At 65.4% G+C, this 20,525-nt stretch carries 16 protein-coding genes and 1 pseudogene; 2 read left to right on the forward strand and 15 right to left on the reverse strand.

Translation table 11 applies throughout. The annotated features are described in order from the left end of the window. Positions 1-8: 8 nt before the first annotated feature. The 11 genes from BOS5A_RS13500 to BOS5A_RS13550 form a co-directional block, all read right to left on the reverse strand. Positions 9-3,248 carry a DUF3857 domain-containing protein gene (locus tag BOS5A_RS13500; protein WP_199857373.1) on the reverse strand — a complete coding sequence of 1,080 codons (3,240 nt, stop codon included), beginning with the start codon at positions 3,246-3,248 and terminating at the stop codon, positions 9-11. Positions 3,249-3,316: 68 nt separating this feature from the next. Further along, positions 3,317-5,242, reverse strand: a complete 1,926-nt coding sequence (uvrC, locus tag BOS5A_RS13505) for an excinuclease ABC subunit UvrC (protein WP_151955592.1) — start codon at positions 5,240-5,242, stop codon at positions 3,317-3,319. Between the two features lie 44 nt (positions 5,243-5,286). Then, the gene (locus BOS5A_RS13510) at positions 5,287-5,607 is read right to left on the reverse strand and encodes a DMT family transporter (protein ID WP_151955593.1); all 321 of its coding nucleotides are present in this window, start codon (positions 5,605-5,607) and stop codon (positions 5,287-5,289) included. Between the two features lie 125 nt (positions 5,608-5,732). Beyond that, positions 5,733-6,356: a F0F1 ATP synthase subunit B family protein gene (locus BOS5A_RS13515; protein WP_234419333.1), complete on the reverse strand. Its 624-nt coding sequence runs from the start codon at positions 6,354-6,356 to the stop codon at positions 5,733-5,735. After that, positions 6,349-6,843 carry a F0F1 ATP synthase subunit B family protein gene (locus tag BOS5A_RS13520; RefSeq protein WP_151955594.1) on the reverse strand — a complete coding sequence of 165 codons (495 nt, stop codon included), beginning with the start codon at positions 6,841-6,843 and terminating at the stop codon, positions 6,349-6,351. The genes BOS5A_RS13515 and BOS5A_RS13520 overlap by 8 nt, the downstream gene beginning before the upstream one ends. A gap of 60 nt (positions 6,844-6,903) precedes the next feature. Beyond that, positions 6,904-7,131, reverse strand: a complete 228-nt coding sequence (locus BOS5A_RS13525) for a F0F1 ATP synthase subunit C (RefSeq protein WP_151955595.1) — start codon at positions 7,129-7,131, stop codon at positions 6,904-6,906. A gap of 43 nt (positions 7,132-7,174) precedes the next feature. Next, positions 7,175-7,957 carry a F0F1 ATP synthase subunit A gene (locus BOS5A_RS13530; RefSeq protein ID WP_199857374.1) on the reverse strand — a complete coding sequence of 261 codons (783 nt, stop codon included), beginning with the start codon at positions 7,955-7,957 and terminating at the stop codon, positions 7,175-7,177. A 33-nt stretch (positions 7,958-7,990) separates the two neighbouring features. Beyond that, positions 7,991-8,308 (reverse strand): AtpZ/AtpI family protein, encoded by a 318-nt coding sequence (locus BOS5A_RS13535; protein WP_151955596.1) that lies wholly within the window; start codon positions 8,306-8,308, stop codon positions 7,991-7,993. Positions 8,309-8,529: 221 nt separating this feature from the next. Continuing rightward, positions 8,530-8,913, reverse strand: a complete 384-nt coding sequence (locus BOS5A_RS13540; RefSeq protein ID WP_151955597.1) for a YdbL family protein — start codon at positions 8,911-8,913, stop codon at positions 8,530-8,532. A 1-nt stretch (position 8,914) separates the two neighbouring features. Then, on the reverse strand, positions 8,915-9,088 hold the full coding sequence (locus BOS5A_RS13545) for a YnbE family lipoprotein (protein WP_151955598.1): 174 nt from the start codon (positions 9,086-9,088) through the stop codon (positions 8,915-8,917). A 47-nt stretch (positions 9,089-9,135) separates the two neighbouring features. Further along, positions 9,136-12,306, reverse strand: coding sequence for a YdbH domain-containing protein (locus BOS5A_RS13550; RefSeq protein ID WP_234419334.1), 3,171 nt, complete (start codon positions 12,304-12,306; stop codon positions 9,136-9,138). A 122-nt stretch (positions 12,307-12,428) separates the two neighbouring features. On the opposite strand from BOS5A_RS13550, the pseudogene BOS5A_RS13555 reads away from it, so the two are divergent. Next, a pseudogene (locus BOS5A_RS13555) lies at positions 12,429-12,977 on the forward strand (JAB domain-containing protein); the annotation flags it as partial. Between the two features lie 271 nt (positions 12,978-13,248). Then, complete coding sequence (locus BOS5A_RS13560; protein WP_234419335.1) at positions 13,249-14,385, forward strand: tyrosine-type recombinase/integrase; 1,137 nt, start codon at positions 13,249-13,251, stop codon at positions 14,383-14,385. A 50-nt stretch (positions 14,386-14,435) separates the two neighbouring features. Here the strand turns inward: BOS5A_RS13560 and BOS5A_RS13565 are convergent, their stop codons facing one another. From BOS5A_RS13565 to BOS5A_RS13580, 4 genes are read right to left on the reverse strand one after another with little or no spacing between them, the layout of a single operon-like run. Then, entirely contained in the window at positions 14,436-14,945 is a 510-nt protein-coding gene (locus BOS5A_RS13565) for a lytic transglycosylase domain-containing protein (RefSeq protein ID WP_223806388.1), read from the reverse strand. Further along, the gene (mobF, locus tag BOS5A_RS13570) at positions 14,935-17,913 is read right to left on the reverse strand and encodes a MobF family relaxase (RefSeq protein WP_070156536.1); all 2,979 of its coding nucleotides are present in this window, start codon (positions 17,911-17,913) and stop codon (positions 14,935-14,937) included. Before mobF ends, BOS5A_RS13565 begins: the two co-directional genes overlap by 11 nt. Next, positions 17,910-19,958: a type IV secretion system DNA-binding domain-containing protein gene (locus tag BOS5A_RS13575; RefSeq protein ID WP_070156535.1), complete on the reverse strand. Its 2,049-nt coding sequence runs from the start codon at positions 19,956-19,958 to the stop codon at positions 17,910-17,912. Before BOS5A_RS13575 ends, mobF begins: the two co-directional genes overlap by 4 nt. Beyond that, complete coding sequence (locus tag BOS5A_RS13580; protein ID WP_025291971.1) at positions 19,955-20,257, reverse strand: hypothetical protein; 303 nt, start codon at positions 20,255-20,257, stop codon at positions 19,955-19,957. The genes BOS5A_RS13575 and BOS5A_RS13580 overlap by 4 nt, the downstream gene beginning before the upstream one ends. Positions 20,258-20,525 lie beyond the last annotated feature (268 nt).

Consider the following 20,525-nt stretch of genomic DNA (forward strand, 5'->3'; position numbering starts at 1 on the left):
GAACAGGGCTAAAGCCGAAGACCGTATCCCGCAAACTGATCTTCGACACCCGGACTCGCCTTGCGCGCCGCAGCCTGATCGGCGGACGCCTTCGCCTTGTCGCCCTTGCGCGACCACGCGATTGCACGGCCGTAAAGCGACGCTGCCATGGTGGGCGCGCGTGACAATGCGCGGCCGTACATTGCAATCGCCTCATCGACCCGGCCCAGGCGCAGCAGCACCAGTCCTTTGCTGTCGAGAAAGCTCGGCGTATCGGGCGACTTGAGCAACGCGGCATCGCAATCGGCGAGCGCCGATTCCAGCTCGACGCCGGCAGTCGCCTTGTTCCAGCACAGATTGTTCAGTTCGCCCGGACCAGAGACGCCCGCGCGCGCCGCCGCAAAGTCCTTGCCGGAGCCTGTCATATCTCCAGCCTTCGCACGAGCGATTCCGCGTCCGACCAACAAGTCGACCGATTTGGGATGATCGCCCAGCGCCACGGTGTAGAGCGAGGCTGCGCTCGCGAAATCGCCACCTTCAACCATGAGTCTCGCTTTTGCCGCCAAAGCTTCTTCGGACTTCGGTTCAAGCTTCAAGGCGGCGTCGATATCCGCCATACGTCCCGTCCGATCGGCTTTCGGCCGCCACCCAGCGCGGTTCACGTATATATACGCCTCTGGCTTGATCGCGATCGCACGGTCATATTCGCGCATGGCGTCGACTTTGCGCCCTGACGCGCCATAGAGACTGGCCGCCACGACATGCGCGTAAACATCTCCGGGATTTGCGCTCGCAAGCGCCGCAGCTTCGCTGGCAACCTCATCAGTCTTGCCAAGACCGCGCAGGATGTTGGCGCGCAACAGATACATGTCGACCCATGTCGGATAGGCGGCGATCGCGGTTGCGGCATCGGACAGCGCCAACGCGGCCTTGCCGTCGGCGCGATAGGCCGCTGCCCGCCTTCCGAGCGCGAAGGGGTTGTCAGGCTCCAGTTCAAGCGCTTTTGTGTAGGCAGCGATGGCGTCGGCAGGCTTTTCCTGCATATCGGCCAGCAACCCTCGTCCACGATAAGCGACCGCATTGCGCGGATCGACCGCGAGCGCGGCGTCGAAATCGCGAGCGCCTGCGGGCAAATCCTGCTTCCAGACCCTGGCCAGTCCACGATCCGCGAGGGCAACGGCGTTCTTGGGTTCGATCGCCAGCGCCGCCTCGAAATCCTTCAGCGCTTCGTCGAACCGCTGTCGATCCATCAGCGCATTGCCGCGATCCAGAAATGCCGCAGCGGTCTTCGGCGTCCCCTGCATGGCAACCACCATATCGGCGTCGGTCGGACGATAACTATCCGGGCGCCGAATATACACCGTGTCATCGGCAAATTCGCGCAATGCGATCTGCGCCGCCGCCGCGTCCTTGGCGGGAAATTCAGGCGCAATGCTCCGTTCGCTGGTTTCGACGCGGAACGTGCCATCGGTGAGGCGCACGCGGCGGTGATATTCGACGCCCGCCACGGTGCGGTCGATATCGTTCTTTACCCCGGTCTTGGTGTCGGGAAAGCCGGGCGGAAGGAGGATCGTCTCGACCGACATATTGTAATAGGGATAGGCAACCGCAAAAGGCGCGTCCCGATCCGGCCCCTGATCGCGGCTGAAATCGGCCTTGTAGCCCAGCCCGGTGCCATCCGTTTCGTACCAGCCCGAACTCCAGTCCATCCGGGCCTTGCCCTCCATCGTCATCCGCTCCTCTCCCGATTTGGGATCGAAGGTCGCGGTGGTCGTCGTCACCTCGACAGAGTCATACTGTCCTTTCCAATAGTCGCGTAGCGCACGGTCTCGCGCATCGCCGACAAGATTTGCCAAGCCGGCATTTGCCGCAGCAGCGGCATCGCCCCGAAAAATCGTTTCCACCTTTATCGGGGCAGGGGCTGTCAGCCCTGCCCTCGCGTCGATCGTGATCGATACGCTTTGCGCCGGTTTCTCCAGTGGTGACGGCATCATTCGGACCAGCGCGGCGCCGCTCGGGACTAGCGGCAATCCCCAGCCGAAGGCTGGAACGGTTAGCCGGTCCAGACTCGTATCCCCCTTTCGGGTGCCGTCCATCCAGTAGGAGCGCCCCGCGATCGTCGCGCGCACCAGCACATGATCGAACGCGCCGACGCGCGGTAACCGCTGATCCATGCCATCACCCAATACAGAGCTGACCGCGACCGGTTCGCCTTCGATACCGAGCGCTCGCAAGATGGCGAGCAACAGCACCGTTTTGCCCTTGCAGTCTCCGTAGCGGCGCGACCAGGTCGTAGCCGCATCGGCGGGCACCAGTCCCCCGGTCCCCATTGCCAGCGCGACATAGCGGACACGGTCCTGGACCAAGGTCAATGCCGCTTCGGCGCGCATTCCCGGATCGGTCGAGAGCGCCTTGATCCGCGCCACTTCCTCTGCAAGCGGCCCCTGCGCCGGCAGCACGGCCGCCTTCTGGTACAATGGGGCAAGCAGGCTGCCGAGGTCCGCCCAGGATGTGAAGTCGGACAGCTCGATCAGGCGCCCGATCTGGTATCGCACGGGCGCGCCCTTGGGAGCGAGCACCGGTTGCAGATTGTCGAGCGAAAGCTCAAGGGTCGTCATGTCACCCGATCGTATCGCTTTCATTGCGGGCAGCGACGCCGTCTGCCGAAAGCGCATCGGCACCGCCGACGGCCATTCGACGCGCAGGTGCGCGCGATCGACGGGAACACCGTTCCACGCACCCGCCAACGCTTCGACATGCCCCTGAATCACAGGATCGCTGGTCGTCATCGACATCGTGACCTGCAGCACATCGCCGACCTGCAGACCTTCGGGTTGAATGTTGGCGGTCAGCACGCCATCGAGCGTCGCGCTTTCCAGGTTCGTCTCGCGCCGTACAACGGTGAACGTCTGGCCGGACGCCAACACGTCGATCGTCTTGTCCCCGCGACGGATCAGCAGCTTGTGCACAGTCAGCTCGTCGGTGTCCGGTTTCCACGGAAACGAGATGTTGCCCGCCTCGAGGCCCTGCGGCGTCTGGATGCGAAACGCCATGTCGCTGTAAACCGTCTGTCGGCCGCGATCGAGATGCAGCTGCTGATCGGAAAAGATCATTCTGACCGGCGAATCGTCGGGCTTGCCAGCCGTTGCTGCTGCGGAAAATCCCGTGGGTTTGACCCACGCCGGTGTGGGGCCGACAAGAACCTTGTCACCCGCCCGGGCAACCGCACTCGTTGCCAGCAGAGCGGCGAAAATCGCCAGATTGCGCATTGTCTTATCGTGCCCCCGGAACCATCCCCGCAGGCGATGATAGATGCGCGCGCGTCGCCCGCAAGGGGTCATTTGGCGTGGTAGAAGTCGTACACCTGCTGTGCCACCGCCGCCGAAACGCCGGGCGCTTTCCGGAGATCGGCAAGGCTCGCGTTACGCACCGCGCGGCCGGTGCCGAAATGCATCAGCAGCGCCTTCTTGCGCGCGGGTCCGATGCCCGGAACCTCGTCGAGCGGGCTCGCGCCGATCGCCTTGGCGCGCTTCGCCCGGTGCGCGCCGATCGCGAAGCGGTGAACCTCGTCGCGCAGGCGCTGGAGATAGAACAGCACCGGCGAGTTGACCGGCAGCTGGAAGTCGCGCCCGTCAGCCAAGTGGAACACCTCCCGCCCGTCGCGGCCGTGGTGCGGCCCCTTGGCGATGCCGACAAGGCACACATCCTCGATGCCCAGCTCCTCCAGCGCGGCCTTGACCGCGTTCAGCTGCCCGCGTCCGCCATCGATCAGCACGAGATCGGGCCAGTCCCCCGAATCGCGATCGGGGTCGTCGGCCTGGGCGCGGGCAAAGCGACGCTGGAAGACCTCACGCATCATCGCGAAGTCGTCGCCGGGCTTCGTCTCCGCGCGCTTGATGTTGAACTTGCGATACTGGCCTTTGCGGAAACCCTCCGGCCCCGCGACGATCATCGCGCCCAGCGCGTTCGTGCCCTGGATGTGGCTGTTGTCGTAAACCTCGATCCGGTCGGGCGGCTCGGCGAGATCGAACAGCTCCGCCACCTCGCGGTTGAGCTTGGCCTGCGTCGTCGATTCGGCGAGGCGCCGCTCCAGCGCCTCGGTCGCATTGCGCTTCGCCTGCTCCATCAGCCGCCGGCGGTCGCCGCGCTGCGGCACCGACAGCGCGACCTTGTAGCCCGCCGCCTCGCCCAGCGCCTCGGCCAGCAGATCGCCCTCGGGCAGCGCCCGATCGAGCAGCACCTGTTTCGCCGGCGGCACCTCCTCGTAGAATTGCATCAGGAACTGCGACAGCACCTCGTCCTCGGGCACGTCGGCGGTGTGCGAGGGGAAGAAGCTGCGATGCCCCCAATTCTGCCCGCCGCGGATGAAGAAGGCCTGGATGCCCATCACCCCCTCGTGACACGCCAGCGCGAAGATATCGGCGTCGCCCACCCCTTCCGCGTTGATCGCCTGCGTGCCCTGGATGAAGGTCAGCGCTCGTAACCGGTCGCGCAGCACAGCCGCCAGCTCGAAGTCCATGCCCTCCGCCGCCGCCTGCATCTGCGCGCCGAGCTTCGCCTGCACCTGCGTGGCCTTGCCTGCGAGGAATGCCTTCGCTTCCTCGACCAGTTCGTCATACCCCGCTTCGTCGATTCGCCCGACGCACGGCGCGGAGCAGCGCTTGATCTGGTAGAGCAGGCACGGCCGGTCGCGGTTGCGGAAGAAGCTGTCGGTGCAGCTGCGCAGCAAGAACAGCTTCTGGAGCGCGTTGAGCGTGTTGTTGACGCTGCCGGCGCTCGCGAACGGCCCGTAATAATTGCCCTTCGCCCGCCGCGCGCCGCGATGCTTCTGGATGCGCGGAAAGGCGTGATCGGCGCGCAGCAGGATGAAGGGGAAGCTTTTGTCGTCGCGCAGCAGCACGTTGTAGGCGGGGCGGTAGCGCTTGATCAGTTGCGCCTCGAGCAGCAGTGCCTCCGCTTCGTTGTTCGTCGTCACGATCGTCATCGACCGCGTCTGCGCGACCATCCGCTGCAACCGCTTGGGCAGCCGATCGACCTGGGTGTAGTTCGTCACCCGGCTCTTGAGCGCGCGCGCCTTGCCGACGTAGAGCACGTCGCCCCGCGCATCCTGCATCCGGTAGACGCCGGGCCGCGCGGGGAGCGTCTTGAGCACGTTGCGGATCGCGGCGACCCCCGCCTGCAGATCGGGCGCCTCGCCTCCACCGCGGACGGTGAAGGTCGACTTTTCCTCGTTGAACCGATCGGGGGCGTTGGGCGACGACATCGGCGCGAATCTAGGATTTCGTGCCAGCAGCGGCTAGCCCCGACCTAACCCTGCGCGAAGAGCTTCGTGCCGACCACGCCGATGACGGTCAGCGCCATGAAGCAAGCCTGCACGGTGCTGACCTTGTCGCCGAACAGAAAAATCCCCCCGATAATCACCCCGACCGCGCCGAGTCCCGTCCAGACCGCATAGGCCGTCCCCGCCGGCAGGCCGCGCATCGCGAGCGCGAGCAGCCCCATGTTCACAAAGCTGAGGATGATCGGCACGCTCGACGCCTGCCACGTCGCGACGGTCGCGGCCCATTTGAGGCTCAGCGCCCAGCAGATTTCGGTGACGACGGCAATGGCGAGGATGAGCCAGGACATGGTGTATCTCCCGGGCTCTGAAGATGAGACACGACCGGAAACCCGCAAGAGATCGTGTAATGGAGATGTATCCCCGCGAAGGCGGGGATCCAGACTGGGCTCCCGCCTTCGCGGGAGCACATTACTCAGTTCAGCCGGCCAAGCCCCGCGATCGTGCGGTCGACCAGCGCCTTGTCGCTGCCCGCGTCGAGCCGCTGCTCGATCAGCGCGCCTGCGGCCCTGGCCGCTGCATCGGCGGCCTTGGCGCGCACTTCGGCGAGCGCGGTACGCTCCGCCGCGGCGATCTTGTCCTCAGCCATCTTGCCGCGACGCTCGACGAGGTCGGCGGCGTCGGTCTTCGCCTTGTCGACGATGACCGCCGCCTCGGCTTCGGCGTGCGCCATCATCTCGCCCGCGGTCTTTTCGGCATCGGCGATCTTGCGCGCATATTCATCGCGCAGCGCTTCGGCCTCTGCACGCAGCGACTTGGCATCGTCGAGCTGCTTGCGGATGTCCGCGATCTGGCGATCGAGCCCGCCGGTGATCGCCCTGACTCCGCCCTTCGCAACGACGATGATGAGGAAGACCAGCATCGCGAGCGCCACCCAGGCGCCGCCATTCAGCCCGAGCGCGGCGGGTTCGGCGTGATGCTCGGCCGTGCCGACTTCGGCGGTGTGCTTGCCCGCCTTGGGCATGCCCTCCATCTTGTCGGCATCCGCCAGATTGTGCGCCACGACGTTCGCTCCCGGATCGTAGGTCGGCTTAACCATTGGCCAGCACCGCCTTGACCGCGCCCTGCGCCTCGTCGGCGCTCACCGACAGGCCGGACACGCGCTGGACGATGTCCTGCGCCAGTTCGGCCGACAGCGCCTCGATCTCGGTCGTGGCACGCTGTGCCGCGGCGCCGATCTCGGCTTCACCGGCCGCGACGCGCGTAGCCTGCTCCGCATTGGCCTTGGCCAGCGTCGCCTCGCTCGCCTTGGCAGCACGCGCGCGCGCCTCCGAAACGATGCCCTGCGCGCGCTCGCGGTTGGCGAGATCGCGCTGATGCCACTGCGCTTCCGCCGCGTCGGCCGCATCGCGCGCCGCCTTGGCAGCCGCAAGGTCAGCCGCGATCGAGCCGTCACGCTGGTCGATCGTCGCCTGCACCTTCGGCAGCATCCCGCGACCGACGACGAAGAAGACGACGCCGAAGGTCACGAGCAGCCAGAAGATCTGCGACGCGTAGGTGGCGGCAAGCTGGGAAATCTGAGGCATCGTATCCTCTCGCCGTCCGCCCCGCTGATCGGGACGGACGGAGTTGGGTGTTACCGCGTCTTAGGCGACGAAGATCAGGATCATCGCGACGACGAACGCGAGCAGGCCGAGAAGCTCGGCAGCCGCGAAGCCGATGAACAGGCGACCCTGCTGGCCATCGGCCGCACCCGGATTGCGCAGCGCGCCTTCGAGGAACGAGCCGAAGACGTTACCCACGCCGATGGCGGCCATACCGGCGCCGATCGCTGCGAGGCCGGCACCGATGAGCTTGGCTGCGGTAGGATCCATGATGATTAACTCCCTAGAAAAGTCAGATGGTTGACGTGAAAACTCAGTGAAGATTGACCGCGTCGTTGATATACAGCGACGTGAGCAGCGCGAACACATAGGCCTGGATCGCAGCGACCAGCAGCTCCAGCGCGCAGATGCCGATCATCAGGATGAAGCTGGGGATGCCGACGCCGATGCCGAAGCCGGCGCCCGCATTCGTCGAGTTGATGACGAACCCCGACAGCACCTCGAGGAGGACGTGCCCCGCGGTCATCGCGACGAACAGTCGCAGGCCGAGCGAGAAGGGGCGCACCATGAACGAGACGAACTCGATCACCGGGATGAGCCAGATCAGCCACAGCGGGGTACCGTGCGGCACGAACAGGCTGAAGAAATGCAGGCCGTGGCGCCAGAAGCCGACGATGAGCACGATCGAGAAGCTCATCACCGCCAGCACGCCGGTTACGGTGAAGTGGCTGGTGAAGGTGAATGGATGGACACCGACCAACCCCAGCGGCAACAGCCCGAGCAGATTGGCGAACAGGATGAACATGAAGAGCGAGAAGACGTAGGGCACGTAGCGCTTGCCCTCCGGCCCGACATTGGCGCTGAGCATGTTGTCGACGAAGCGCGCCGAGCCCTCGACCATCATCTGCCAGCGATTGGGAACCAGCCGGCCGCTCAGCCCGCCCGCCATGAAGACGACGAGCGCGACGACCGCCAGGCACATCCACAGCGCCGAATTGGTGAACGCGATCTGATGCCCGCCGAGATTGAATCCCTGCCAGAGCGTCTGCACCTCGAACTGGTGCATCGGATCGATCTTGCCGCCGCCTGCCGCCACGTGAACTGTTCCCCTAACCAAAACGCCCGAAGATCACTTCGAGCGCCGGTTCGAAATCCGAATGATGTTCCTGAACGCGACGACGATCCCGAGGGCGAGCATCACGAGCAGTCCCCAGGGCTTCGTGCCCGCGACCAGGTCGATGACCCAGCCGATGAGCGCGCCGCCGATCATTCCCCCCAGCAGTTCGGCGAGCACGCGGTTGCCGAGACGATAGCCATCGTCGGTCACCGCCTTGCCCGAACCGGTTCGATCCGCCTCCTGACGCTCGGCAGCACGCAGCCGTGCATCGAGCGAAGTCAGTCGCGCATCGTCGCCATGGGGGTCTGGTCCGGACTTGTCTTCGGCCATCGGCCTGCCCCCTTTTATCTTCGTTGGGCAGGCAGAAGGATAGCCGAGCGGCAAGCCCGCCAAGGCGCCGCCCGTTTAGGAACGGGTTGTCATCAAGTCAACATCGGGTGGAGTCCGCTTCCGGCTGCCGCCGCGCCATCCCTGCGCAGGCAGGGATCCCTGTCTGTCTGCTAGGCGCGCTACGGCCAGACATTGGCCCCTGCCTGCGCAGGGGCGACAGACTAGACGCAGCGCGAATCGCGGTCCGGCGCCGCCGCAGTGCGCGTCTTCCACACCCCCGACGGCGTCTGGTATTTCTCGCCGGCGGACGTGCTCGCGATCAGGTTGCAACCGCTGGTGAAGGCCATCTGCTCCACCGTCGCCCCGCTCGCGCTGGCCTTCTGCGTATAAGCCGCCTTGCGCTTGATGTTGATGTCGCCGACCAGCGCGCGCAGGTCAGGCGACGCCGCGCCAACGATGCCGATATAGCCATCAGGCTGCTCGCCGATCTGCCCGGCCGAGCGGGCGGCGGCATAGGCCGGATCGCGCTGCGCGAACGCCGCCGTCGCGCCAAGGGCGACGAGGCCGATCGCGGCGGCTGCGGTGAGAATCGTTGTCGTCTTCATCTCAGAATATCCCCGGATTCGACTGGATCAGCGCCTTCGCATCGCCGTCGAGGCGATAGACCACTTCCTGCGTCACCTTGATGTTGAGGTTGATCTCGATCGGCTTGTCGGGGGCCGAGACGTTCACGCACGCCGTCGTCCATCCCAGCAGGCCCATCGCGATCATCCGCTTCATCACCACAAAGGTCGTGATCCTGATCCTCCTCGTCAATCCTGTTTCGCTCATGGCAGGTTCTCGCTTGCGGGGGGCTGAATGGATGGGTTTGCAGGGGTCGCCGGCGGCGCAGCGCGCTTCTCCTGCTCCTCGATCAACGGCTTCAGATTGCGCTCGATCAGCCGCTTGGGATCGTAGAAGGACTGGGCGGTGTCGATGAGGCCGCGGAAGGGCGCGGCGATGCGGATGTTGAAGACGAAGGGCAGTTTCTGCAGGCGGCGGATCAGGAAGTTCGATTTTGCGCCTTCGCCCTGGCTGATGCCGGCAAACCGCACCTCGGTCACCATTTCGCCCGCGAGCGGCCCGTTCATCACGATGTCGAGGCTGCGGTAGCGCAGCGATCGTAGCGCCTGGAAGGCGAGGTTGCCCCAGGTGCCGAGGTCCTTTTCGGTCAGGTCGCCGACATAGGCGAGCGTGCCGCCGCCGGGACGCACGATCAGGTGACCGCCCTCGATCCGCCCGCCGCTCGCGTCGAACAGCATCGGCAGCGTGCCGTCGAAGGTGCCGGTCGCGTTGATGTTCTTGAAATCGAACTGCTGGAGAAATTGCCCCGCGTCCATGCCCGCGACCTGGAAGGTCATCCGCCGGGTGGTGGGCGACGAGAAATCGAGCAGCGTCGGGTCGAGCGACAGCGTGCCGCCCGCAAACGGCCATTTGCCGCCGTTCACCAGCACGCGTGCGCCGGCATAGGTCTGATAGACGATGCGCCCGTCCTCGACCGCGATGCCGGGGTTGATGGTCTTCACCGTGGCGACCTGCCCGGGTGCGCTTTCGAGCGCGAGGAGATCGGTGAAGTGAATCTTGCCCGCGATCCCCGTCACCGGCCCGAAGGCGGCGGCAAGATCGGTACCGTCGGTCGCGAAATCGCCGCTGCTGGTGACGCCGCCGGGCGTCCAGTCGATCCGCCCGGCACCATGGACCTCGCCGCGCACATCCGCGATCACGCCGAACGTCAGCCGGGTGAGGAGCGGCGGCTGGAAGTCCTTGTCGAAGGTGATGCCGGGCACCGCAAGGTCTGCCGATCCGTTGCCGGACGACAGATCGTGCGCCAGGGTGACGTCGGCGACCTTGCGGCCTTGCGTCGGTTCGAAGAGCGTCCCCGCGGCGGCGATCCTGCCGTTCTTAAGCGTCAAGGTCACGGCGCGGCCGTCGAGTTGCTCGAACCGCGGCTGGTCCGCCGCATCCGCGACCTTCAGCGCCCCGCTCAGCGCCAGCGTGCCCTTCGCAAAACGCCAGTCGCCGCCCACGTTGGAGAGGATAAGCGGCACCTTGCCGATCTGTCCGCCGGCATCGCCGAAGCGACCGGCCACGCCCCCATCGGCCAGCCGTCCGTCAAGCGACGCGATATCGAGCCGCGTCTGGCGATCCGCCGCCCCCAGCCGCGCCTCGACACCGGTCAGATCGAACAGCCCCCCTGCAAGCGACAGCCGCGCCGTGCGTGCGCCGAGCGTCAAGGGCGATCCGCCGAGCGTGCCGGCCAGCTGCAAGGAATCGACCCCCGCGCCGCCGGACACCGCCCCGTTCGACAGGCGCAGCAGTGCGCCCTCGGTCGCGCAGAGCGGCAGCCGTGCCGGCGCGAGTGACAGGCTCGAAATGCGCAGCGACGACCACGCCACCGGCACGCAGCCCCGATCGACGACCAGCGTCCCGCGCCCGTCCCAGCGCGCGTCGATCGGCAGCGTCAGCCCCTCGACCCGGCCATCGCCGACCGGCCCGTCGAGCCGGATCACCGTGCGGATCGCGGTTCGGCCGCCGGGCGTCGCCGCAAAGCTGACCCGCGACAAAGCGAGCCGCGCACCGCCGGCGGCGTAGGGCGCGATCTCCGCGGTTCCGGTCATCGGCGCGCCGGGCGCCGTCTGCGCGACCGAAATCCGCGCATCGGGCAATCCGCCGCCGCCAGTATCGAGCGTGCCGTCGATCCGCACGCCCGCCCGCGTAAAGGCAATCCCGCCCCCGCCGTCAAAGGCCATCCGCGCGCCCGTCACGCCGCGCAGAGCGGCTTGGGAAATCATTACCCCCGCAGGCGACGCGGCAAGCTGGCTGTCCACCGTCAACCCGCGCGCTACCGCCGCATCGATCGCGCCCGCGAGCCGCCGAACGAGCGGGCCCGCAGGAGTCGCATCGGCAGACGCCGCCATTCCGCGAACGCGCGCGCGCCAGCCATCGGGCACGCGGACGCCGTCTCCTCCGATGCGCCCCACAAAGGAGGGCGCGCCATCCTTCACCGCGTATCGCCCGACTGCGCGCAGGCTTGCCGCGCGTCCGCCAAGCGCGGAGGCATCGCCGCTCGCAAGATCGACCGTGCCGATCGTTCCCTTGGCGGTGCCGTCGAAGCCGATCGTTCCGCCGACCCGCCGCACGGAAGCCCCGGCCGCGGCGACGCTCGTCACCGCCAGCTTCGCGCCGCCCCGCCAGCGATCCAGCGCCGGCGACAGGCGGGCATCGACATCGGCGCGAAGACTCTGCGCTTGGCCCCCCGCACAGCGCAGCGCAGCAACGCGCACCGGTCCGGTGACCTGCGGGGCGCGGTTCACGATCCGCAAGGCGAGGACCGCATCGGGCCGCGTCGCTTCGCAGCCAGCCACGCGGTAGTCGAGCGCCGTCAATGCAGCGCTGCCCCGGAAGCCATCGTCGAGACGGCCCTTGCCGGCGATCTTCACGCCGACGACCCCACCCGGCGTCTCGACCCGCAGGCGAACGTCCTGCGCATCCACTGCGATCGCCGGCAGCGCGAACGGGCCACCAGACGGCGCGGGCAGCAGCCGGTCGATGGCACCGAGCGACAGTCGTCCGTTCACAAGCCGCGCTCGCGCACGCACATGACCGAGCCGGACCCCGGTGACGGTCGCGCCCGTCAGGCCGATATCGGTCTGCGTCTCGATCCAGTCGGCGACGAGATCGGGATGCGCCGGATCGCCGATGACGACACCGGTCAGTCGCTGGCGCCCCAGCCCCAGGTCCGCGATCCGATACCGCGCGGGCACGCTCTTTGCGCGAAACGTCCGATCGACGACCCCCGTCGCGATCGGCACGCGGACCAGCCACAGCGCCGCAAGGACCCCGATGAGGAGCACCGCCAGCCAACCCGCCGCGCGGCGCTTGCGGCGGCGGCGGGGTGTATCTGGCGGATCGGCGGCGGGCGTCGTCTCGTCCTCCACCGCTGCCACGCTACGCTCCATTACGCCCCAGTAAGTCACGCGCCATTAGCGCGATCCCGAACGCACGACATAGGCGGGCGATGCACAGGCTGGCAAATCGGCGGCTGGCAATTGGCGGCCCCTTTGCCTAGCCTCCCCGCCCTATGGCCGATGGCGACCCACCCCTTTCCGACAATCACGGCCACCGGGCGCGGCTGCGCGAGCGGTTGCTCGGCAAGGGCGGCGATGCGCTGCTCGACCACGAACTGATCGAATATCTCCTCGCGCTCGCGATTCCGCGGCGCGATACGAAGCCGCTTGCAAAGGCGCTGCTGCGCGAATTTGGCGGGATCGGCGGGCTGCTGACCGCGGATGCGGAGGCGCTCGCGCGCGTACCCGGTATGGGCGATACGGCATCGGCGGCGATCAAGATCGCACATGCGGCGGCGATCCGGCTGCTGCAATCGGAGGTGCAGGCGCGCCCGATCCTCGCCAACTGGCAGGCGCTGACCGATTATCTCCACGCCGACATGGCGCATCACGCGATCGAGCGGGTGCGCGTCCTCCACCTCAACACCCGCAACATGCTGATCCGCGACGAGGTGGTGAGCGAAGGCTCGATCGACAGCGCGCAGGTGCATGTCCGCGAAGTCATCCGCCGTGCGATCGACTTGGGATCGGCCGCGATCATCCTCGTCCACAACCACCCCACTTGGTCATTTTGACCCCAGCACACCCTAGCGCATTACCGCGCATTTTCGCGGTTTTTTATCTCTATTGACAGGGGACGGTTATGTGGCAATTCTTGGGGGTATGGACGTTAACCGCCCCCACTTTACGGCCCCAGTTTTAGAGCCGTCCCCAGCGTAGGAATGACCCGTGGTAGCTTTGACAGATGGCGAGATCAGACAGGCGATTAAACTTGCCGAAGCCAATCGAAGAGAGAGGAGCCTCCCTGACGGGGAGGGCCACGGCACAGGTCGGTTGACGCTGATTCTCAAGCCGATGCCAAAGCGCGTTACAGCGGTCTGGTACGCGGTCCAGTGGAGGGACAAAAAGCGCATCAAGTCGAAGGTCGGCGAGTACCCGTCGCTTTCGCTGGCAAATGCGCGCAAGATTTTCGAGCGAGACTATGCGCTTCCGATCCAGCGGGGCAGCAGCATCAAGGTCGCAGGCGACTCCCGACCCGGGACGGTGGCCGACCTGTTCGAAGCTTATACGGATGCGTTGAAGGACGCTGGAAAGCCATCTTGGAAGGAAGCCAAAAAGGGGCTGAACAAGATCGCGGATACGCTCGGGCGAAATCGGCTAGCTCGGGAAATCCTGCCGGAGGATGTGTTAGGAGTGATCCGACCCATCTATGATCGAGGAAAGCGATCGATGGCGGACCATGTCCGCAGCTACATCCGCTCGGCGTTCTCCTGGGGTTTGAAATCTGAAAACGATTATCGAAGCGCCTCGCCACGTCGCTTTCGCCTGACCTTTAATCCGGCTGCAGACATCCCGACTGAGCCGAAGGTGGTTGGTACGAGGTGGCTGACCGAGGAGGAATACGTGCGCCTCTACAAATGGCTGGAATGTCCCGATGCACCTGTGCATCCCCCATATCTCAGAGCGGTCCGCTTGCTCATGCTGACCGGCCAGCGCGTCGAGGAGATCGCTCGGCTCCATGTCAGTCAGTATGATCGAAAGGAGCAAATCCTCGATTGGTCAAAGACCAAGAACACGAAGGCGCACGCAATCCCGCTTCCCTCGATCGCGGTCGAGCTGCTGGAAAGCATCACGCCTAACGAATACGGCTGGTTTTTTCCTTCGGCAACCGACCCGAGCAAACCAGTCGCACATGGTACTCTCTATTCGTTTATGTGGCGAGTGCGAGAGCGCGGCGTCATTCCCGACGTGACCAATCGCGACCTCAGGCGAACCTGGAAGACATTGGCGGGTAAGGCTGGCGTCTCCAAGGAAATCCGCGACCGGCTTCAAAATCACACGCTTCAGGACGTGAGCTCGAAGAGCTACGATCGCTGGAATTATATGCCTGAAAAGCGTGCCGGAATGAAAAGATGGGATAAGTTCGTGACGGCGCTTCTCGCTCGCAAGGCGCTCCGGCTGGCAGCCTGAAAGGCTCCCGCTGCCGGGGCGCTTCCACACAGATCAGTAGTTAGGAGCCCTCACTCGAAGGCATCATCCCCGAAACGCACTCTCAACTTGATCGCAACGCTATTCGCATATCTCCGCTGACGCCATTCGGTAGGGCTGTGGTAGATGCCAATGGCCTTCCAGTAGTCGTTCGATAATCTGAGAGCAGAGAGGAAGATCCAGCGCGCGGCCTGCACATTGAAGCACGGATCGCTTTTGAGCCAGCCTCTCACCTGCTCCGGTGGTCGCCCGGTCAGTCTCGAGAGCTTCGGCACCCAGAAGCTGTTGACCTGGAGTGGTCCAAGATCATGGGTGCCGTTGCCGTTCGGCACTTGCGCCCCGATCCAGCCCCCTTCTTGGTCGCGCAGTCCCCAAAGGGTTTTCTCAAGCCAGGCGCGACCTCCCGCTGCCTGCCGGATGCATTGCCCGAGGCGCGCCTCGTGATCGGCCGACGGTGTACCTCTGGCGTCTGCATGGCCTGCTGATGCCAGGAGGATCGCGAGCGGTAGCAAGCGCCGGGCTGGTTTTAGATCAACGGTCATGCCCGCCTCCGTGATCCCGAGCGGGGGCGTGCTGAGGCTCGGGTGGCGGCTGTTGGGCTGAGGACGGCTGCTGCGGCCCCTGCTCGCGGTCGTCTCCCCTGCCCGAACTCCGCTCGAGCAGAGAGATAATCCACCGATCGAGGAAGCTCGCTGCCGATTGCGCCCGCCCCGCGATATAGGAAGAAAGGCCGTTAGCCCTGGCCACTTCCGGCTGTGTTTGGGCCGTCGAGAGACGGTCCTTGCGGGCCTGCCGCTCGACGCGCTGTTCGTCGCGCAGCCGATCCCAGCGCTCCCCATGGAGCGCGGTGCGCCCTTTCACGCTGTCCTTCTCGATCCGACCCAACCCCTGGAGTGAGGATGTCTTCTCGCCCGACCGGAGGGTCAGTTTTTCTACGAGCCGCTCGCGGTCCTCGGTCCAGAGACTCGCACCGAACCGGGCGCGGGTGATCGCTGTGTAGTAATTCTGACCGGTCACCAACGGCGAGTTCACCGGCGCGAGAACATAGACTCGATCGTAGGTCTTGGACTGCGCTGAGTAGACGGTCTCCCCATAGCCATGGTCCCAGTTCTTGTGGCGGGAGAGGTCGATCTCCTGCGCCTTCCCGTCCCGATCCCAGCGGATCGTAGCGATCATGCCGTCGAGCCGTTCGACCGTTCCGCGCTCGGCATTCTTCAGTCCGAGTTCCTTGTTGACCAGACGCCACTGGATCCGGTCGCCCTCGGCGAGGTCGCGCTTCTCGTCCTTGAAAACGTTGATCTGCGACGCTCGGCCAAGGCGAGGATCCCACTGGATGGTCCGCCCATGCTCATCGACGATGTTGACCATCTGCCGGCCACGAGCATCGCGCCCGACGCCCACCACCTTATATTCGGCATCCCGTGCGATGCCGAGGCCGGCATTGTCACGCGAGAACACCACCACCTGCCCACGCGAGTAGAAGCGCGCAAAATGCTTCTCCTGATCGGTCATGCCCGAGGGCGACAGGATCGAGAGCCGCGCATCCTCGGCGGCGACGGCGCCCTCCACCTTCAGGGCTTCGCGCACTTTGGTGTTGACGATCAGTCGGGTCGCGTTTTCGAGGACGAGGATGTTGGTCCTGTCCCGGGTTTCGGGGGGTAGCCGCGTCCAGTCGGCGACCAGCGCGACCGCGAGCTTCTCCGCGCTGTCGCCGCTGATCACCTTGTCGAGCGCGCCGAGCGATCCATCATAGTTCTGGAGCCGCGCCAGGCGGACCGCCTGGGTGATCTTGTCAGCCTCCTGTCGTACCGTCTCCCGCAGTTCCGCCTTGGGTAGGCCGAGGCGCTGCATCAGCCAGAAGGGCTTGCCCTGCTCGATCGCCCCCGTCTGGCGGGTGTCGCCGAGCAGGATCAGCCGCGCGCCGGTGGTCCGGCTGATCTCGAGCAGGCGGACCGCCTGCCGATTGCCGAGCTGCCCGGCCTCATCGACGACGAGGACATGGCCGTCGTCGAGTTTGGCGCCGCCAGAGGCGAGCAGGCTGGCGACCGTGCGCGATTCGATGTCCGCCTTCTTGCCGAGTTCGCCGGCGGCTGATGAGGTGGGAGCGAGCGCGATGAGGGTCGCTTCCTCCCCCGCTGCCTCGCGAAGCGCGCCGATGATCGTCGACTTGCCTGAGCCCGCGACACCATGGACGCCGACCACCCGGTCGGAGGAAAGCCCCAGATGCAGAAGAGCCGTCCGTTGGTCAGGCTTCAGTCCGTGCGCGATCCCCGCATCACGCAGGCTCTCGACCGAGGCGAGCGGCTTCGCGTCTCCCAGCGCCAAAGCCAGATGGTCCGCAAGGGCCATTTCAAGGCGCGCGGTCTTGCGTGACGTCCGGCCACGTGTGTGGACTTCGTCGCCGGTCGGATGCCGCGTTTCGAGGAGCTTGGCGCGCGCCTGGTGCTCCTCGACGATCGGCCTGACGTCCGACAGCCGAACTTCGCCCACATGGGAGGCCAGAGCCGTCTGCAGCAACCGGCCGAGATTGTTGACGGCTTCCTTCCCTTCCGACTGCCGGAGCCCGAAGAGCATCGCCCGGGCCGCGACCGGCTGGGGCACCTCGATGTCGCGCGCGCCCGCTTTCTCGGCATCGGCCCGCGTGTCATGCACGGCTTCGGCATGCTTTCCGAGGCGACCTTCCCAGCTCTCGTGGAGAGCTTCGAGGGACATTTTCTGCTTGGGCCCGCGCGTCACATAGAAGGAATGCTGACGCGCAGCCTGCCCGGTCAGCCCGTGCTCCTTCGCATGGGCGTCGATCTGCTCGGCGCGCTGCGACATGTCGATGATCAGAGCCTTGGGGACACCCCGGATCTCGAACAGCCCCTTGCGCGGGTCGAACTCGACATCGTAGCCGCGCTCGCGCAGGAGATGCGCGAGTTCGTTGCGATAGACCTGACCAGCTGTCATCTGCTCGGCAAACATGGCGCGGGTTTCGAGACTGACTTTCTTCTCACCGTCCCGCTCGTCGGTGATGTTCATGACGACGACATGGGTGTGGAGGTGGGGATCGAGTTCGCGTGAGGCATGCTCGGTGAAGCGCGCGTAGATCAGCCGCCCGGTCGTCTTCTCGGTGACCTCGCCATCGACGCGGTGGCGCATCGTGGCATGTTCCTCGAGATAGGAGAGCGCGACGCTAACGGCCTGCTCATGCGCCTCGACGATCCGCTGATCACCGGCGACCAGCGCCATGATCGACACCGACTTGGGGGCGTTGACAGCGAAATCCCAACCCGGATGGTGCTGGATTTCTCCGTTGGCCCGGCGCCGGCCCAATTGCTGGTCCTCGACCTTTCCGGCTAGCAGTTCCTTGAACATGACCGGATCGACCTTGCCATCCAGGCCGAGTTCAGCGGCGATCTTGCCACCCCATTCGGAATGCTCGTCGGCGCCTTTGGTGTAATAGTCGCCGACCGTGTAATAGCGAGCGATATTGGCGGGCTTGCCCTTTAGGCGGATGGGATTGATCATGCCGGCCTCGCTTTGTTGCGGGCGCCGTCACGACGACCGTGCTGCTCAAGGCGGAAGCCTGCAGGCTTGCCGAACAATTCGAGGCGAGGGCGTGGAGCCTGCTGTTCTCCCCCTCCAGGCGGATCGGCGGGCGGTGGCATAGGACTCTCGCTCGAGGCGTCCACGGGCGCGGTCGGCGGTTCATGCGGTTGCGGGAGCGGAAGCTCGGCAGGTTGCTCTTCGGAGCCAGCCCGCCGCCGCTTCGGAGGGGAAGATTTGGGCCTGGTCGGCGAGGATGAGGCCAGCGGTGCCGGGGGGAATTCGACGACCGGCCCAGCCAGCCTGATGGGAGTGGTTGTCCGCTCCTCGAACGCCTCGGCGACCGACGCCACCTTGTTGTAGCTGTCCTCGAAGCGGACCACCGGCAGACTGCGACCGAACCTCAGGTAGCCCATGAGGTTCGGCAGGTTGGTGACCTCGGTGTGCATGACCAGCGGCCGGGTGACCTGCATGCGCGAGAGGTTCACACCATCGCGCATGTCGTTCACGCCGTAGGACATGCCCTCATTGGCTTCGACCTGCTCGACCTGCCCGAGATTCTCGCTGACATGCTTGGCGGTGGGGGTGTCGTTGGCGCGGAGAGCCACCCAGGTCGAGCAATAGCCGGTGATCGCCGCGGCATCCTGAATGCCGTAGGTCGCCTCGAGCTGGGGGTAGCTCTGGAAGCCGAGGATGCCGCAGCCGCCATATTTGCGGGCACGGGCGAGGAAGTCGCCGAGCGAGGGCAGCTTCTGGAGCGTCGGCAGCTCATCGATGACACAATAGAGGCGCCGGTTGCGATCGGGCGTCATGCTCATGATCGCGCTGATCGCGATGTCGAGCCACACCGTGATCAGGGGTCGGAGTGAGGGAAGCTGGTCAGCCTTTACAGTGATGAACAGCCAGCTGTCGTCCTTCTCATTGGCGACCCAGTCGCGGATCGAGAACCCGTCGGCGGTGTCGTCGAGATAGGAGAAGCTGCGCATCACGGAGGCGAGCTCCGCCTGGATGCCGGCACTGGTGCGCTCACCCTCGGTCGATATGAACGCCGCCGCATCGGTGCCTGCGGCGAAGGCGGCGAGATCCTTCAGCTTGGAGCGGAGCAGCGTGTCGAGCAGGATCGAGACGAGGGTACGTTCCTGCTTCGCCAATTTCCGGAGCACGGCGACCAGCGTGCCCCGCGCAGCCTTCGCCCAGAAAGGATCGCCCGTCTTGTCGGGGATCGTGGACTCCGCGATCTGGTCGTAATGATAGTCGCGCGGCACATCGACCCAGGGCGACCATGAGTCTGCGCGCGCATCGAGCGGGTTGAGCAGGGCGTCGATGCCGGGCCGGTAGAATTTCTCCACGAAGGTGCCGGCGGTGTCGTAGACGATCGCCCGGCGCTTCCGCTTGCGGATCCCGTCGAGCATCTTGACGATGATGTTGGTCTTTCCCGTTCCAGGAGCACCGCAGATCAGGATGTGCTCCGGTTCGAAAGCGTCGGGCACATTGACGCCGCCAATCTGGAAGCTGCCCTTGGCCTGACGCCAGAGCGCGCGGCGAACCTGCTTGACGGTGCCGAACCGCGCCCCGCGCAGAAACTGATTGGAGCCGAGCCCCCTCCCCGTCCGGGTGAAGTAGAACCATGCCCAGAACAGCATTGCGAGGGCGAACAGACCGGCAAGCAAAGCTCCGTGGAGGAGATAGGTTTCGAAGGCCGCGAGCGTCTTATGGGCGACGCCCGAACTGACGAGGCTCTTGGGAGTGGTCCAATATTGTTTGCCGGCCGGTGTCTTGAACAGGATCGGTGTCGCGTTACCGGGCAGCGTATCACCCATGAAATAGGCCTGGGTGATCTTGAGCATCACGAAGCGTTCGTATTCGGACGACTTTTCGAGTGCGTACCAGATGATGCCGCCGATCCAGATCACCAGCCCCGCGAGGAAGGTCTGGTAGAAGACCTGGGTGGTCATGCGGACATTGTGGACGATGGCCTGGCCGCCACGCGTCCAGGAGCCAAGCGTGTCATGGCGGAAGATGCTCACGGCCGGTCCTGCTCGGGATCGAGCAGCCCCCTTTCGCGGAGGAGCCGGCGCGCTTCACCCAGTCCCTTCTGGAGAATGTCCGGCGAGCGCTCTCCGACCGAAGTAGCGAGGATCGCGAACGCCTGGATGACGGTCGCGTGGAGTTCGTCGAAGCGGGCATGATAGCCCGAAGGATCACTGCCTTCGAAGCGTTCGAGGATGTCGCGACAATAGGTCGCGGCGCCGAGACCTGCGTTGCGCGCCTGGACAGAAAGGCGCGCATAGAGGTCATCGTCAATGCGGATTGTGATGCGTGCCAAGCGGCGGACTCCTTGTCCGACACGCCAGCAACGTGGTGAAGCGCAGCCTTTATAGCCGATTTACACCGCGATCTCAACAATTTATCGAAACTGCCGCTGGCAGCCACTAAGTGCCAAGGCAGATCAATCCCTTAGGGTAAGAAGCGACAGGACATGGCTGCCACCGGCAGCCGATCAGTGCCAGATCGACAGCCGCTTTGTGCCGACGAAAAGTGGCGGAAATCCAGGCGATTCGCGCCCGCAGCACCCGTGCGTGGGGTGCATTACA

The sequence above is a fragment of the Sphingomonas sp. EC-HK361 genome (assembly GCF_902498785.1).
Lineage (GTDB): Bacteria > Pseudomonadota > Alphaproteobacteria > Sphingomonadales > Sphingomonadaceae > Sphingomonas.

Bases quoted from the DNA above. Each gene is read 5' to 3' on its own strand.
- BOS5A_RS13500 (WP_199857373.1), bottom strand. From the start codon at position 3,248: ATGCGCAATCTGGCGATTTTCGCCGCTCTGCTGGCAACGAGTGCGGTT.
- uvrC (WP_151955592.1), bottom strand. From the start codon at position 5,242: ATGTCGTCGCCCAACGCCCCCGATCGGTTCAACGAGGAAAAGTCGACC.
- BOS5A_RS13510 (WP_151955593.1), bottom strand. From the start codon at position 5,607: ATGTCCTGGCTCATCCTCGCCATTGCCGTCGTCACCGAAATCTGCTGG.
- BOS5A_RS13515 (WP_234419333.1), bottom strand. From the start codon at position 6,356: ATGGTTAAGCCGACCTACGATCCGGGAGCGAACGTCGTGGCGCACAAT.
- BOS5A_RS13520 (WP_151955594.1), bottom strand. From the start codon at position 6,843: ATGCCTCAGATTTCCCAGCTTGCCGCCACCTACGCGTCGCAGATCTTC.
- BOS5A_RS13525 (WP_151955595.1), bottom strand. From the start codon at position 7,131: ATGGATCCTACCGCAGCCAAGCTCATCGGTGCCGGCCTCGCAGCGATC.
- BOS5A_RS13535 (WP_151955596.1), bottom strand. From the start codon at position 8,308: ATGGCCGAAGACAAGTCCGGACCAGACCCCCATGGCGACGATGCGCGA.
- BOS5A_RS13540 (WP_151955597.1), bottom strand. From the start codon at position 8,913: ATGAAGACGACAACGATTCTCACCGCAGCCGCCGCGATCGGCCTCGTC.
- BOS5A_RS13545 (WP_151955598.1), bottom strand. From the start codon at position 9,088: ATGAAGCGGATGATCGCGATGGGCCTGCTGGGATGGACGACGGCGTGC.
- BOS5A_RS13550 (WP_234419334.1), bottom strand. From the start codon at position 12,306: ATGGAGCGTAGCGTGGCAGCGGTGGAGGACGAGACGACGCCCGCCGCC.
- BOS5A_RS13565 (WP_223806388.1), bottom strand. From the start codon at position 14,945: ATGACCGTTGATCTAAAACCAGCCCGGCGCTTGCTACCGCTCGCGATC.
- mobF (WP_070156536.1), bottom strand. From the start codon at position 17,913: ATGATCAATCCCATCCGCCTAAAGGGCAAGCCCGCCAATATCGCTCGC.